Genomic DNA, 15,164 nt, shown 5'->3' with positions numbered 1-15,164 from the left:
TTTTGTGCAAAATTTCTGCTTTTTTGTTACACTCTTTATTGAGAAAACATACACAGAGGAAGCCCAATGAAAGTTCACAAAATTGTCAATCTCATCGCTTTTGAAAACACTTATATCCTTGAAAATGACCGTCATGTCATCGTAGTTGACCCCGGCAGCGACTGGCGAAAAATCCAACGCAAGCTAGAAGAAATTGCTAAGCCCATCACAGCTATTTTACTGACTCATACGCATTACGATCATATCATGAGTCTGGATAAGGTCCGAGATAACTTTGCCAATCCGCCCGTCTATGTAGCGGAGAGCGAAGCAAGCTGGCTCTATACTCCTACTGATAATCTATCTGGTCTTGACCGCCATGCAGATTTGGAAGATGTCATTCTCAGACCTGCCGAACATTATTTCACCTATCACCAAGACTACCAACTGGACGACTTTCATTTCTATGCTGTGCAGACACCTGGTCATTCTATCGGAGGAGTTTCCATTATTTTCCCAGAAGATCAGGTCGTTCTGACTGGTGATGCTCTCTTCCGTGAAACCATCGGCCGTACAGATCTACCGACTGGTAATATGGACCAGCTCCTTGCTGGCATCCGCGAAGAATTATTTGTCTTGCCCAAAGACTATCGTGTCTATCCCGGCCATGGAAATGACACAACGATTGGTCACGAAAAGAATTTCAATCCATTTTTCTAATAAACTAATAACGAGGCAGAAATCAAGACTGCCTCATTTTTATCTAGTAAATGACTATTTCTACATCTGCAGATGAAATTAGAATGAAAAGTCAGGAAATATACTCTACAATCGGACTTCCATGTCTTGTCGCTTTTTGCTTATTATGATATACTTAGTCCATAGAAAACAAAGGATGGTCTTCATGATGGATAAAAGAAAAATTTGGTTAATTCTGCTGGCTATTTCAGCTATGATAACTCTCCTTGGATTAGGTTTTTCTGCTTATAATTTTTATGTTTTTGACAAGCCTTTTCTAAACAGTACCACAAAAGGCCTCTTGTCTGCATTCTTTTTTACCCTCATTATAATCAGCCTCGGCCTACCGAAAACAAAGCGATAACAATAATTTATATTTTTAATGCAATAAAAAAACAAACACCAAATGATGTTTGTTTTCAATCCGAACAGCCTTTGTAGGCTGTTTTTTTATTAAATCTTCAAGAAGCGTCTCATAGAAATGGATGAACCAAGTGAACCGATAAAGATTCCCAAGACTGATACAGCCCCAATCATAGCAGGGACAAACAGGTGTGGCTCAATCATGGAAAGATTTTGCGCAACGAGATTTTTATTCATGGTTTGATAGGCCATATTATAACCAAAATAAACTAAAACTACTGGCAAAACTGAACCTAGCAAACCAATCCAAGCGCCTTCAAAGAGGAAGGGAACGCGGATATAGCTGTTTTTTGCACCCACTAAGCGCATAATCTGAATCTCACGACTCCGTGAAATAATGGTAATCCGAATGGTATTGGAAATCAGGAAGACTGCAATAAAGATGAGCAAGCCTGCTCCTACCAGTCCCCATACTCGAATAAAATCAGATAGAGCAAAGAGCTTTTTCGTATTAGCTCCACCATCCTGCACTTCCGAAACGCCTTCCAGCTTCTTGGCTTCTGCCGCAACAGAATCTACGTATTTATGCTCTGTCGTATCGACAATGTAAGCGTCATAAAGTGGGTTTGAATCCCCCTCAAAGACCTTCCATTCACTTCCCATCGTCTCTGTCAGCTTTTCATACTGCTCTTCTTTACTTGAGTAAGTAACCTTTGAGACATGATCCATTGAAGTTAGGGCGTCATAAATCTTGTGGTAATCATTATTTTTAACTGTCTGACCTTCTTTAACGATTGTTTTGCTGTTGTCAGCGATGTCTTTGCGCATATAGACAACAATACGAACGTTGTTTGAAATATCAGACGCTAGCTTCGCGGTATTTAAAATAACAGAGGCAAAGATAGCAACTAAACTGAGAGTAATCGTAACTGAACTCACAGCTGCGACTGTCATCCAACCATTCCGCTTAAGGCTCTTAAGCGATTCAATCAAATGACGGAAAAACCTTCTAATCATCGTATCCGTATTCTCCTTCCGCCTCATCACGCACCACACGACCATTTTCGATAGCAATGACGCGGTGACGTAGGGTATTTACAATCTGACTATTGTGAGTCGCCATCAGAACTGTAGTTCCTTGCAGGTTAATGCGCTCCAGCAAATTCATGATTTCCCATGAATTATCTGGGTCCAAGTTACCAGTCGGCTCGTCAGCAATCAAGACCTGAGGATTGTTGACAATGGCACGCGCAATCGCAATCCGCTGCTGTTCTCCCCCTGATAGCTCATTAGGGAAGGAACGGACCTTGTGCTTAAGGCCAACCAGATCCAAAACTTCCATGACGCGTTTCTTGATATTTCTACGACGCTCACCGATAACTTCCATGGCATAGGCAATATTCTCATAAACGGTCTTTTTAGGAAGTAGTTTATAGTCTTGGAAAACCACACCAACTCTACGGCGCAGCATTGGAATATCCCGTTTCTTGATTTTTCCCAAGTTAAACCCTGCTACAGCAAGGTTTCCTTTATCGATTTTAATTTCACGATAGAGGAGTCGAATAAAGGTTGATTTACCTGCTCCTGATGGACCTACAATATAGGCAAATTCACCTGGTTCGATATGTATAGATACACCACGTAGAGCAGTTGTCCCGTTGTCATACTTTTTAACAACGTCTTTCATTTCAATCATTGACATGAATTAGTACAATTCCTTTCATCAGAGTTTTTATCTAGCGATTTCACTCTGTTTTTAGTTGAGTCTCCATTTTAAATAGGCATCAATAAAGCCGTCTAAGTCTCCGTCCATAACCTTATCTACCTGAGCCACTTCATAGCTGGTTCGATGATCTTTGACCATGGTATAAGGAGTGAAGACATAAGAACGAATCTGACTGCCCCAAGAAATCTCTTTTTTATCTCCCTTGAGCGAGTCGACTTCTGCTGCTTTTTTCTCTTGCTCCAACTGATAGAGCTTAGCCTGCAGCATTTTCATAGCCCGGTCACGGTTGCCATACTGGGTCCGGTCAACGGTAGACTGTACGACAATTCCTGTCGGAATATGGGTCAATCGCACACCAGTTGATACCTTATTGACGTTTTGTCCGCCGGCTCCGCCTGAACGGAAAGTATCCATCTTAATGTCATCATCACGGACCTCTACTTCAATAGTATCGTCCAACTCTGGCATAACCTCTACTGAGGTAAAGGAAGTATGACGACGTTTCGCCGAGTCAAATGGCGAAATCCGAACCAAGCGGTGAACACCCATTTCTGACTTAAGCAGACCATAAGCATGCGGCCCTTCAAAGGAAAGAGTCACTGACTTAATACCAGCCTCATCGCCAGCCTGATAGTCCAAGACTTCTACCTTGAAGCCCTTGGCATTGCCAAAGCGTGTGTACATCCGCAGCAGCATATCGCCCCAATCTTGAGCCTCTGTTCCACCAGATCCTGGGTGAATTTCAAGAATGGCGTTGTTATTATCATAAGGCTCCGACAGCAAGAGAGTCATCTCATAGCTGGTCATCATTTTCTCAAGCTCGGTCAACTTTTCTTCCAGCTCTTCTTGAACTGAGTCGTCCTCAGCCAGAAAATCAAGCAAGATTTCCGATTCATCAAAAAGCTCGGTCATCTGGTGGAAATTTTCATAGGTTTGCTTGAGTTCATTGAGCTCTTGAGATGTCTTCTGGGCTGCAATGTTGTCATCCCAAAAGTCAGGTTCTGTCATCTTATTTTCTAAGATGGCAATTTCTTCTTCCAGACCTTCTAAGTCAAAGAGACCCCCTGAAAGAAGCTAATTTTTCACGATTTGCGTCAATCTTTTGACGAATTTCTGAAATGTCCATAAATACCTCTTTTCATATATCGTTTTATTATAACACATTTTCAGACATTTGCCTAATCGGATAATGAAGCACCTTCATTTTATACAATTTTTAGTAGATAGGCAAGAATGGGAGCGGCTTGTTACGGAATTGTTAAAAAAGTAATATAATGACATGGGGTTGGAAGAATTATTCTGGATTACAAGGTTCTAATAATCTATTTGGGATTCAGATAGAAGCGATACCCTCCATAAGACGCTTAAATATTTTCAAGTTTTAAAAAATGTGCTAGACTAAAACCATGACAAGAATCGGATTTATGAGCGACCTCCATCTGGACTCCAATCAGTTTGGGGATTTTGAGCACCAAGCTCTTCTCCAGCTTTTAAAAGAGGAAAGGATTGACCACCTACACATTGCTGGAGATTTATCCAACGACCTGACCAAGATTAGTTTGCCCTTTCTTGAAACTTTGAAGCAAGAGATTCCCCTCTCTTTTAACCTAGGAAACCACGATATGCTGGGACTTTCTGAGCAAGAAATTTCAAACTATGATTTTCAGGTCCAGCAGTTCGGCCGGACCAAGCTCGTCAGCTTTTCTGGCTGGTATGACTACAGCTTTGTTCCAGAAAAAAGCAAGAAAGAGCATCTGAGAACCAAGACCAATTTCTGGTTTGACCGCAGATTGGAGCGTCAACTCGACGACCCTAGCATTACAGCTCAGACGCTGCAAGAGTTAGAAAAACTGCTGATGACTTTAGATGGCCCAATTATTGTTGCTCTGCATTTTGTCCCCCATCAAGACTTTCTATACGACCATCCCTATTTCCAGCGCTTCAACGCCTTCCTAGGAAGCCAAGCTTTTCATCGACTCTTTGTCAAATACAGGGTGAAAGAGGTGGTTTTCGGCCATCTCCATCACCGCCACCAAAGCCGTATCATCGAAGGTGTCCGCTACCATATGCGTCCTCTGGGCTACATCCGCGAATGGGAACTGACTCGGAACTTTTTTAATGACTTTCCTCAGTATAAGATCCCCCAGATGTACCGCCTGCACAAGCGTTATAATGCTGTTAAAGATTTAGTCGAATTTAGAGACTATAAGAAAAAACACCTGGTAGCTGAACTGCGAGATGCTTTAACAGTGATTGAAGTTCAGTAATGGAAATGTTGAATAGCAGTTCTCAGCTCATCTGAGAGCTGTTTTTTGCTGTCCAACTGCACATAGACTTCTAATAAACAGGAGCGAAAATTGGAAAAAGCAATGAAGTCTTGCTTGCTTTCCAATGGAAAACTCTGTGATTGAAGCCACAGTCTAAGTTCATGCTGCGACAGTTTTTTCTTTAAGACAGCTTGATAGAGCACCTGGGCTAAGCGCCAATCTTCATCGTTTCCGAAACGGACTGAAACTCTTTTAAAAACTTGATGAATGACCTCTAGAATCTCTGGCATCCTACTGGAGGGAAAGTCCGGATGACAAGCCACTTCTGTCAATAAGTCTGCTCCATGAGCGAAGGCATGAACCCAACCGTATTTCCTAGAGTAACCCCTTGTGTCTCTTTCTACTGACAAATAGCTTAGCCCCTTATCTAGTAAATAGGTTCTTTCTTGTACTGATAAAGCCTGATAATACAAAGAGTTTGGATTACCATCACAGTTTAAGAGATTAGCATAAAGCAAAGCCGTGAAGGAGCGTGTTAAGGTAGCTTGACCATTTTCGTCACTCTTGTAAAAAAGTCCTTGTCTTTTGACTGCTTCTTGAGCCAAGAAACGAAACTGTTCAACTGAAAACAAATCAGCCTGAAGTCCCCTTGCCAAGGACGAAAAGACTAACTCATCACGGATTTTCGCTTCTGGATGACCAATATGATCCAGTAACCATAAGATTTCTTCCTCATAATATAAAGGAGAAGCTTCTTCCAACTTCTTTCGTAAGTTTTGATACATACTTTCACCGTCCTTTCGAGTTGAACTCTTTGAAGTTGATTATAACCCCTTGTACGCAAAAAAGCCATCTGCAGATGACTTTTTGCTGTTAAATAGCATTCTTGTCCATACCCAATTTACGTTGGATGAACTTAACAATTTCAACAATGATAATCATAGAGAAACTGCCGATCAGGACAACAGCCCATTGTGTCACATCTAACTTGGTCACATGGAAAATCTTTTCCAACGGATCAATCACAATGGTTGAAACCAATAGAATGAAAGAAACCAGAATAGACCAGTTAAAGGTCTTAGACTTAAACGGTCCAACTGTAAAGATAGATTGGTAAACAGATTTCACATTGTAAGCATGGAAGAGCTGGATCAAACCAAGAGTTGCAAAAGCCATTGTCAGAGCATCCGCATGGATCGCTTTTACATCACCAATATGAACAGGATTAGCAATAGCATAACCATAAACTGCCAACACCAGAGCACCTTGTAATAGCCCTTGATAGATGATGGAGCTAATAACACCACCAGAGAAGAAGCTAGACTTACGACCACGAGGCTTGTGAGTCATGACACCTGGCTCGGCAGGTTCAACACCAAGAGCGATAGCTGGGAAAGTATCCGTTACCAAGTTGATCCAAAGCAGATGAACTGGTTGCAAGACATCCCAACCAAACAAGGTAGCTAGGAAGATAGTCAACACTTCAGCTGTATTAGCTGAAAGAAGATATTGAATGGTCTTTTGAATGTTTGAGAAGACCTTCCGTCCTTCTTCGACTGCGACGATAATGGTCGCAAAGTTATCATCTGCCAAAATCATGTCAGAGGCACCTTTAGACACTTCTGTACCTGTAATTCCCATACCGATACCGATATCAGCTGTCTTCAGAGCTGGGGCGTCATTAACACCGTCACCTGTCATGGCAACGACCTTACCTTGGTTTTGCCAAGCTTTGACAATCCGTACCTTGTGCTCAGGAGAGACCCGCGCATAAACAGAGTATTGACCAACCACTTTTTCAAATTCTTCGTCTGAAAGTTCGTTGAGCTCAGCACCTGTCAGAACATGGTCTTCCGTATCTCCAGCTTCAATGATTCCTAGGCGCTTAGCAATCGCTTCTGCTGTGTCTTGGTGGTCACCTGTGATCATGATTGGACGGATTCCTGCTTCCTTAGCCACACGAACGGCTTCTGCCGCTTCGGCACGCTCAGGGTCAATCATACCGATTAAACCAGTAAAGATTAAATCATTTTCTAGATTTTCAGATGTCAAGTCAGTCGGAACTGCATCAATAATCTTGTAGGCACCAGCCAGCACGCGCAGAGCTTGGTGAGCCATTTCTGAGTTATTAGACTTAATCAGCTGTGAAGTAGCATCATCAATCGCTGCAACATCTCCAGCCTTATCACGCGCAACACAACGTTTCAAGAGTTGGTCAGGAGCTCCCTTGACTGCCACGAGGAATTTCCCGTCTGGTAATGGGTGAACGGTAGACATGAGCTTACGGTCTGAGTCAAATGGTAGCTCAGCCACACGAGGATATTTCTCTAAAAATCCTTTAACATCATAGCCCTTGTCCAAAGCATACTGGATAAAGGCTGTTTCCGTTGGGTCACCAATTAGCTTCCCTTCTTGGTCAATCTTGGTATCATTGGCTAAGACAACCGAACGTAAGAGCGGCAGCTCCAAGCCAAGTTCAATATCTTGCCCAGCTTCATTCAGGACTCCGTCGTAAAAGACTTTTTCAACCGTCATCTTATTCATGGTCAGAGTACCGGTCTTATCTGAAGCGATAATTTCAGTTGAACCAAGTGTTTCTACTGCTGGCAATTTACGGACAATCGAATTCCGCTTAGCCAGAACCTGTGTTCCCAAAGCTAGAACGATAGTAACGATAGCAGGCAGACCTTCTGGAATAGCCGCAACTGCCAAGGCTACAGATGTCATCAATTCACCAAGCGGATCTTTTCCTTGAATGAAAACACCAACTACAAAGGTCACCGCAGCAATCACTAAGATCGCATATGTCAGAACCTTAGACAAGTTATTGAGGTTTTGTTTGAGCGGTGTGTCCGTTTCATCCGCATCTTGCAACATACCTGCGATGTGACCGACTTCTGTGTACATCCCTGTATTGACAACAACCCCTACTCCTCGACCGTAAGTGACATTGGAGTTTTGGAAGGCCATATTGACCCGGTCGCCAATACCAGCATCTGCAGCTACATCGACAGTCAAGTCTTTCTCAACTGGCACAGACTCACCCGTCAGAGCTGCTTCTTCGATTTTCAAGGAATTCGCTTCTAAAAGACGCATATCCGCTGGGACAACATCGCCGGCTTCCAGTCTGACGATATCGCCAGGCACCAAATCCTTAGAATCAACCTCTGTGACATGGCCATCGCGCAGGACACGCGCAGCTGGGCTGGACATAGATTTGAGAGCCGCAATGGCTTCTTCAGCTTTGCCTTCCTGATAGACACCAAAGATAGCATTGATGATGACAACGGCTAGGATAATCACAGCATCTGCAATATCCTCTCCACCTGACGTCACAACAGACAAGATAGCCGCTACCAACAAGATGATAATCATCAAATCCTTGAACTGCTCGATGAATTTCATCAAGAGAGTCTTTTTCTCCCCTTCTTCCAATTCATTGCGACCGTAGTCCGCCAAACGTTGCTGGGCTTGGCTGCTGGTCAACCCTTGTTCGGAAGCTTCCATTGCTTGCAAAACTTCCTCAGGACTTTGCGTATAAAAAGCTTGGCGCTTTTGTTCTTTTGACAAAATGTCTCCTCCTTTTGATGGGCCTCTTTCAAAATAAACAAAAAAGAGACCTGTTGATTAACAAGTCTCGCTATTTCATACAAGGCCGGAAATTTCTTTCGTATTGACGACCTTGTAACGGTAAAACCGTTAGCTACTCCCTTGAGTGTATTTATTATACCAAAATTTTTGTATTTTTCAAGGCAGAGCTGTTATTTTTCAAACTTTTATTCTTTCCATTCGATTTTCATCTGATAGGAAGCAAAAAGCTGATCATCGTCGGCTCTTTTCAAATCATAATGAAGTTCCAAAGCCTGATTTTCTGCATCTAAGTGATAGTGCTGAGTATCCGTCAAAAACTGTTGAGCACCCAGCGGAGTCGGGATAGATACTAAATGCTGACCATTCTTGATAAAATGAAGAATGGTCTTAGGCTCAGAAAAGCGGGTCATAGTCAGCTTATCCGCATTAAACTTGAGAACGACCTTTTCCTGCTCCTCGCTCTGATAAACCAAATAGTTATTGCTTCCTTTTTTTGTCCATTCTACATCGTAGACCTGGTCAATCAACTCCATTTGTTCATCTAATTTGATTTGATTTCTCATTCTAATTTTCATGATTTTCTCACATTCCTTGTTTCTTTCCTCTATTTTACCAAAAATCCCTTGAAAATTCTTCCTTTCTACTTCGGGCTTTGAATTTCGCCCACCGAGCATTTATGATATAATAGGACTATGATTGAAAAAGTATTTCGAGATCCCGTCCATAATTATGTGCATGTGGATCATCAGGTCATTTATGATTTAATCAATACCAAAGAATTTCAACGGCTGCGTCGCATCAAACAGCTGGGCACTTCCGGCTATACTTTTCACGGCGGAGAGCACAGCCGTTTTTCGCATTGTCTGGGAGCCTATGAGATTTCTCGGCGCATCACCAAGATTTTCAATGAAAAATATAGCGATGTCTGGGATAGTCACGAAAGCCTGCTAACCATGACAGCCGCTCTCCTGCATGACTTGGGACATGGCGCTTATTCACATACTTTTGAACGTCTCTTTGATACCGATCATGAGGACATTACGCGGCAAATCATCACCAGTCCTGAGACAGAGATTCATCAAGCCTTGGTGCAGGTTTCGCCAGATTTCCCCGAAAAGGTAGCTAGCGTCATCAACCATACCTATCCCAATAAGCAGGTAGTCCAGCTGATTTCCAGTCAGATTGATGTGGATCGGATGGACTATCTCTTGCGAGATTCCTTTTTTACTGGCGCTTCCTATGGGCAATTTGACTTGACTAGAATTCTAAGAGTGATTTGTCCAGTAGAAAATGGCATCGCCTTCAAGCGCAATGGCATGCATGCGGTAGAAGATTACGTTGTCAGCCGCTACCAGATGTACATGCAGGTTTATTTCCACCCGGCCAGCAGGGCTATGGAAGTTTTGCTGCAAAATCTGCTCAAGCGGGCCAAGTTTCTCTATCCGGCTCAGAAGGATTATTTTGCGCTGTCATCGCCCAATCTCATTCCATTCTTTGAAAACAGAGTGACCCTGCAGGATTATCTGGCCTTGGATGATGGTGTTATGAATACCTATTTCCAAGTTTGGATGACTAGTCCAGACAAGATTTTATCTGACCTGGCTCAGCGTTTTATCAACCGCAAGGTCTTTAAGTCTATCGTCTTCTCTCAGGAAAACGAAGCGCATTTGGATATCATGCGAGACCTAGTTGGACAGGTTGGTTTCGACCCTGATTACTATACTGCTATCCATCGTAATTTTGATTTACCTTATGATTTCTACCGGCCTGACGTTGAAAAACCCCGAACCCAGATTGAAATTCTGCAAAAAGATGGCAGCCTAGCAGAACTGTCCAGCCTGTCTCCTATCGTTCATTCGCTAGCCGGGACCAGACAAGGAGATAATCGCTTCTACTTCCCCAAGGAAATGCTAGCAGAGACCGGACTTTTCAGCGAAAAGAACCAGACCTTTATGCACTATATCAAAAACGACCAATTTACCTACGGAGAATAATATGTCTATCAAATTAGTTGCCGTCGACATTGACGGCACCCTTTTAAATAACCAAAAAGAGATCACTCCTGAAGTCTTTAGCGCTGTTCAGGATGCCAAGGCTGCTGGCGTCAAAATCGTCATTGCAACCGGCCGTCCAATTGCAGGTGTAAAAAAACTCCTCGAGGAGCTAGAACTTAAGCAGCCAGGCAACTATGTCGTGACTTTCAATGGCGGACTGGTGCAGGATACTGTTACAGGTCAAGAATTAATCAAAGAAACACTGACTTACGACGATTATCTGGATATCGAACTGCTCGGACGAAAATTAGGCGTTCATATGCATGCCATCACCAAGGACGGCATTTATACAGCCAATCGTAACATCGGCAAGTACACTGTTTACGAGTCCAATCTTGTTAACATGCCTATCTTCTATCGCACGCCTGAAGAAATGACTGATAAAGAAATCGTCAAGTGCATGTATGTCGATGAGCCAGAAATTTTGGACGCGGCCATTGCCAAGCTTCCACCAGAATTGGCCGAAAAATACACACTGGTTAAATCCGCTCCTTTCTATCTAGAAATTGTCAAAAAAACTGTCAATAAAGGAGCTGCTATCCTCCATCTAGCTGAAAAACTTGGCTTGAGCAAGGAGCAGACCATGGCTATTGGTGATGAAGAAAATGACCGTGCCATGCTGGAAGCAGTCGGATCTCCTGTTGTCATGGAAAACGGCAGAGAAGAACTCAAGAAAATCGCCAAATACATCACCAAGTCGAACGAAGAATCCGGCGTAGCACACGCTATTAGAGAGTGGGTTTTAAAATAATGTTTAGCTACAAAATTGGAATTTCAGCTCAGGAACACGATGATTTTGTCACGGCTCATCCGCAGGCCAATCTCCTGCAGAGCTCTGCTTGGGCTCAAATCAAGGACAACTGGGGAAATGAACGCTTGGGCTTCTACAAAGACGGCCACTTGGTTGCTGCAGCCAGTGTCCTGATTAAACCACTGACCTTGGGGATGACCATGCTTTATATCCCTCGCGGTCCTATTATGGACTATAGTGACAAGGAGCTGCTGACCTTTGTTTTGGCGTCGCTCAAGAAATTTGCCAAGGAGAAAAAAGCGCTCTTTGTCAAGTTTGACCCTAGCCTCTTTCTGGCAGAAAGCAAGATGGGTGGCGAATTGCAAGACAAAGCCGAGACGGTTGAGCTGATTCAACAGTTGCAGCAGGCAGGCGCTGTCTGGGTCGGACGGACTGAGTCTCTGGATGAAACCATCCAGCCTCGCTTGCAGGCCAATATCCATAAAGAAGATTTCAGCGAGGATTTGCTTTCTAAGAGTACTCGCCAGGCTATTCGTACAGCCCGAAACAAAGGCATCCAAATCCAATTTGGCGGAGCAGAATTACTGGATGACTTTTCAGCCCTGATGAAGAAGACAGAAAACAGAAAAAACATCCACCTACGCGGCAAAGACTATTATCAAAAACTCTTGGATACTTATCCTGATCACTCCTACATCACCTTGTCCAGCATTGATCTAAAGGCACGCTTGGATGACTTGCAGGCTCAGCTGACCAAGACACTCCAAGAAGCAAAGAAATTTACCGAGAAAACCAAGCCTAGCAAGATTGAGAATAACCAGCAAGAACAGAAACGCCTCCAAGAAGAGATTGACTTTCTGCAGGACAAAATCAGCCAAGGGGCTACTGTCGTTCCCCTGTCTGGCACTCTGGTCTTAGAATACGGCAAGACCTCTGAAAATATCTACGCCGGAATGGACGAGGAGTACCGTCGTTACCAGCCTGCAATCATCACTTGGTACGAAACGGCCAAACATGCTTTTGAGCGCGGAGCAGATTGGCAAAATATGGGCGGAATCGAAAACGACCTCAAGGGTGGTCTCTATAGCTTTAAATCCAAGTTCAATCCGACCATTGAAGAATTCGCTGGTGAGTTCAACCTGCCGACCAATCCTCTTTACCACCTCTCCAATCTGGCCTACACTCTCAGAAAGAAACTGCGTAGCAAGCATTAAAAGAAAGGAAGCCTATGACCTTTAAACTTCTCAGCCAAGAAGAATTTATCCAGCATACCTCAGCTAGCTCCCAACGCTCTTTTATGCAGACCGTGGAAATGGCAGAGCTGCTGAGCAAGCGTGGCTTCAGTACCCAGTATGTCGGCTACACTGACCCGCAGGGCCAGGTAGTGGTGTCAGCTGTCCTCTACAGCATGCCTATGACTGGCGGCCTACATATGGAAATCAACTGCGGCCCTGTCTCTACTGATTCACAATACTTGACACCCTTCTATCAAGCTTTGCAAGCCTATGCTAAAAAAGAAGGCGCTCTAGAGCTCATCATCAAGCCCTATGAAACTTATCAGGCCTTTGACAGCAATGGCCAACCCACATCTGAAGAAAAAGGCGAGCTTATCCAGCAACTGACTGACTTAGGCTTTGACTTTGACGGCTTACAGACGGGCTATCCAGGCGGGGAGCCTGATTGGCATTATGTCAAAGATTTAGCTGGTCTGACGGAGAAAGACCTACTCAAATCCTTCAGTAAAAATGGCAAGGCGACCGTCAAAAAGGCGAATACCTTTGGTATCAAGCTAAAAAGGCTGGAACGTGACCAACTCAGCGTTTTCAAAGACATCACAGCTGCCACTTCTGATCGGCGGGAATATGATGACAAGCCATTAGACTACTATCAAGATTTTTATGATAGCTTTGGTCAGCAGGCGGACTTTATGACAGCCAGCCTTAACTTCAAGGAGTATCTTCAGAACTTACAAAAAGATCAAGAGAAACTGGGCCAGAAAATTCAGAAACTGCAGGCTGACTTGGAAAAAAATCCTCAATCTGAAAAGAAACAAAACCAGCTGCGAGAGCTTTCCAGCCAGTTTGACAGCTTTGAAACCCGCAAAGCAGAGGCCCAAGAGCTGATTGACAAGTACGGCGACCAAGACCAAGTCCTGGCTGCCAGCCTCTTTATCTACACCCCTCAGGAAGCAACCTATCTCTTCAGCGGCTCCTATCCTGAGTTTAATAAATTCTACGCTCCAGCCCTGCTGCAGGAATACGTTATGACCGAAAGTATCAAGAGAGGCATTCCATTTTATAATTTCCTCGGTATTATGGGAATTTTCGACGGTTCTGACGGTGTTCTGCGCTTCAAACAGAATTTCAACGGCTTCATCGTCCGAAAAATGGGAACTTTCCGTTATTATCCTAACCCACTCAAGTTTAAACTGCTTCAGCTCATAAAGAAAATTCTAAGACGTTAAAAAACCAAGGTTTCCCTTGGTTTTTTTTGTGTTTATCTATAACGAGGTGACGCGAAACCACGGATATTTCCATGACCAATACGGTAAGTATTACGTTTAACTTCGTCGTTACTGTTACCTTCAATCGTATGAATGATACCATTTTCGACTTTTTCGACAATACCGATATGATCAGCCCAGCCATCATTTTGCTGGCTATTTTGATCCCAGTTAAAGGTGATGATATCGCCCGCTTTAGGTGTAGAATTACCATCTTCATTCCAGATACCTAGACGTTTAAAGATATGAATATGGCGCTCAACACCGCATTCACGACCAATAAGATCGCTCAAGCCTTCTCTTTGGAAAATAACTGTCGTGAAAATGTCGCACCAGTCATCTGAATTCTTCACAGCATAACCGACTGGTAGCGGTCTAACGCTATTATAGTCATTGACCAGACGGTGGTGCTCGGCACTGCCTCCCTTGACGCCAACCATCGCTGCTGCTGCTGCAAGAACACGATCACGCTGACTGCTAAGCGATTGAGGATGTTTAATAGAAACCGTAGTTTTCTCTCCACCAGCTCCTTGCAGCTGATTGCGATTGTTCAAGTAATATAGGTGAACATTGTACTCGCCTTGGCTATTTTTATGGTCTCTTGCATAAACATGCTTGCGATAAGTACCATCAGCTTGGCGTTCCGCCGTATACCATTGAATATCATCTTGGCCATTTTGACTGGACCAAGTTGGCAAATAGACAGTTTTGACACCTTCTGGAGCTACAACACCAGAAACGACGACATCAAATTCACCAGTTTCATTGTTTTTATTTTGGATACTGATTTTTCCCTGTGGCTTCTCCCCTGCCGCAACGGAAACCTTAGTCGTTGTGCCACCGACACCAACCATCTTGCCGTCGTTTTGGACATAGTACAAGTGGACACTGTAGTCGCCGACAGAATTCTTATGCTCGCTGGCACGGACGGTGAATTTATATGTACCATCTGACTGTTTCTGCGCCTTGTGCCAGATGATGTCATCCTGACCTTGCTCATTTGACCAAGTTGGAAGTAAGACTTCACGAACGCCTTGTGGGCTAGAAACCTCGGACACGATCACATCGAATGTACCGGTCTTAGGATTGTTGTTGGCAATAGTCAGCTTGCCCTCTGGTTTAGCAGCTGAAGCTCGAGTGACTTTGGTTGTTGTACCACCAACGCCGACCATCTTGCCGTCATTTTGGATAT

The 15,164-nt window shown here is 43.7% G+C and carries 14 protein-coding genes; 7 read left to right on the top strand and 7 right to left on the bottom strand.

The genetic code is table 11. The features are described 5' to 3' along the window. The first annotated feature begins 66 nt into the window (after positions 1-66). Entirely contained in the window at positions 67-699 is a 633-nt protein-coding gene (locus O3644_RS02645) for an MBL fold metallo-hydrolase (protein ID WP_125388120.1), read from the top strand. Between the two features lie 184 nt (positions 700-883). Further along, positions 884-1,081, top strand: a complete 198-nt coding sequence (locus O3644_RS02640) for a hypothetical protein (RefSeq protein ID WP_371594995.1) — start codon at positions 884-886, stop codon at positions 1,079-1,081. 89 nt (positions 1,082-1,170) lie between these two features. Here O3644_RS02640 and ftsX read toward each other — a convergent pair whose 3' ends face one another. The 3 genes from ftsX to prfB all read right to left on the bottom strand — a co-directional run bounded on the left by ftsX (position 1,171) and on the right by prfB (position 3,932). Further along, a complete protein-coding gene (ftsX, locus tag O3644_RS02635) occupies positions 1,171-2,097 on the bottom strand; it encodes a permease-like cell division protein FtsX (RefSeq protein WP_371594994.1) in 927 nt (308 codons plus the stop codon). Beyond that, positions 2,090-2,782, bottom strand: a complete 693-nt coding sequence (ftsE, locus tag O3644_RS02630; RefSeq protein WP_005589698.1) for a cell division ATP-binding protein FtsE — start codon at positions 2,780-2,782, stop codon at positions 2,090-2,092. Before ftsE ends, ftsX begins: the two co-directional genes overlap by 8 nt. A gap of 54 nt (positions 2,783-2,836) precedes the next feature. Then, positions 2,837-3,932 (bottom strand): peptide chain release factor 2 gene (gene prfB, locus O3644_RS02625; protein ID WP_111705360.1). Its coding sequence is split into 2 segments (ribosomal slippage): positions 2,837-3,859 and positions 3,861-3,932, totalling 1,095 coding nucleotides; the frame shifts between segments, so codons are not numbered across the junction. A gap of 280 nt (positions 3,933-4,212) precedes the next feature. Between prfB and O3644_RS02620 the strand changes: the two genes are divergently transcribed. Continuing rightward, the gene (locus O3644_RS02620) at positions 4,213-5,073 is read left to right on the top strand and encodes a metallophosphoesterase (RefSeq protein WP_371594993.1); all 861 of its coding nucleotides are present in this window, start codon (positions 4,213-4,215) and stop codon (positions 5,071-5,073) included. Here the strand turns inward: O3644_RS02620 and O3644_RS02615 are convergent. The 3 genes from O3644_RS02615 to O3644_RS02605 form a co-directional block, all read right to left on the bottom strand. Beyond that, positions 5,067-5,858: a DUF2785 domain-containing protein gene (locus tag O3644_RS02615; RefSeq protein ID WP_371594992.1), complete on the bottom strand. Its 792-nt coding sequence runs from the start codon at positions 5,856-5,858 to the stop codon at positions 5,067-5,069. The two genes, O3644_RS02620 and O3644_RS02615, sit on opposite strands and share 7 nt — an antisense overlap. A gap of 88 nt (positions 5,859-5,946) precedes the next feature. Further along, positions 5,947-8,643, bottom strand: a complete 2,697-nt coding sequence (locus tag O3644_RS02610) for a cation-translocating P-type ATPase (protein WP_371594991.1) — start codon at positions 8,641-8,643, stop codon at positions 5,947-5,949. A gap of 206 nt (positions 8,644-8,849) precedes the next feature. Beyond that, complete coding sequence (locus O3644_RS02605; protein WP_371594990.1) at positions 8,850-9,239, bottom strand: DUF1934 domain-containing protein; 390 nt, start codon at positions 9,237-9,239, stop codon at positions 8,850-8,852. A gap of 117 nt (positions 9,240-9,356) precedes the next feature. Here O3644_RS02605 and O3644_RS02600 point away from each other — a divergent pair, with 117 nt between their 5' ends. From O3644_RS02600 to O3644_RS02585, 4 genes are read left to right on the top strand one after another with little or no spacing between them, the layout of a single operon-like run. Further along, positions 9,357-10,658, top strand: a complete 1,302-nt coding sequence (locus O3644_RS02600) for an HD domain-containing protein (RefSeq protein ID WP_371594989.1) — start codon at positions 9,357-9,359, stop codon at positions 10,656-10,658. A 1-nt stretch (position 10,659) separates the two neighbouring features. Next, the gene (yidA, locus tag O3644_RS02595) at positions 10,660-11,469 is read left to right on the top strand and encodes a sugar-phosphatase (protein WP_371594988.1); all 810 of its coding nucleotides are present in this window, start codon (positions 10,660-10,662) and stop codon (positions 11,467-11,469) included. Continuing rightward, positions 11,469-12,683: an aminoacyltransferase gene (locus O3644_RS02590; RefSeq protein WP_371594987.1), complete on the top strand. Its 1,215-nt coding sequence runs from the start codon at positions 11,469-11,471 to the stop codon at positions 12,681-12,683. The genes yidA and O3644_RS02590 overlap by 1 nt, the downstream gene beginning before the upstream one ends. Positions 12,684-12,697: 14 nt before the next feature. Further along, complete coding sequence (locus O3644_RS02585) at positions 12,698-13,933, top strand: aminoacyltransferase (RefSeq protein WP_371594986.1); 1,236 nt, start codon at positions 12,698-12,700, stop codon at positions 13,931-13,933. A 32-nt stretch (positions 13,934-13,965) separates the two neighbouring features. On the opposite strand, the gene O3644_RS02580 is transcribed toward O3644_RS02585, so the two are convergent. Next, the coding region (locus tag O3644_RS02580) for a GBS Bsp-like repeat-containing protein (RefSeq protein WP_371594985.1) at positions 13,966-15,164 on the bottom strand (1,199 nt) is incomplete at its 5' end.

Source organism: Streptococcus sp. 27098_8_113 (genome assembly GCF_041432545.1).
Classification (GTDB): Bacteria; Bacillota; Bacilli; order Lactobacillales; family Streptococcaceae; genus Streptococcus.
This window is presented reverse-complemented; position numbering and strand designations above follow the sequence as displayed.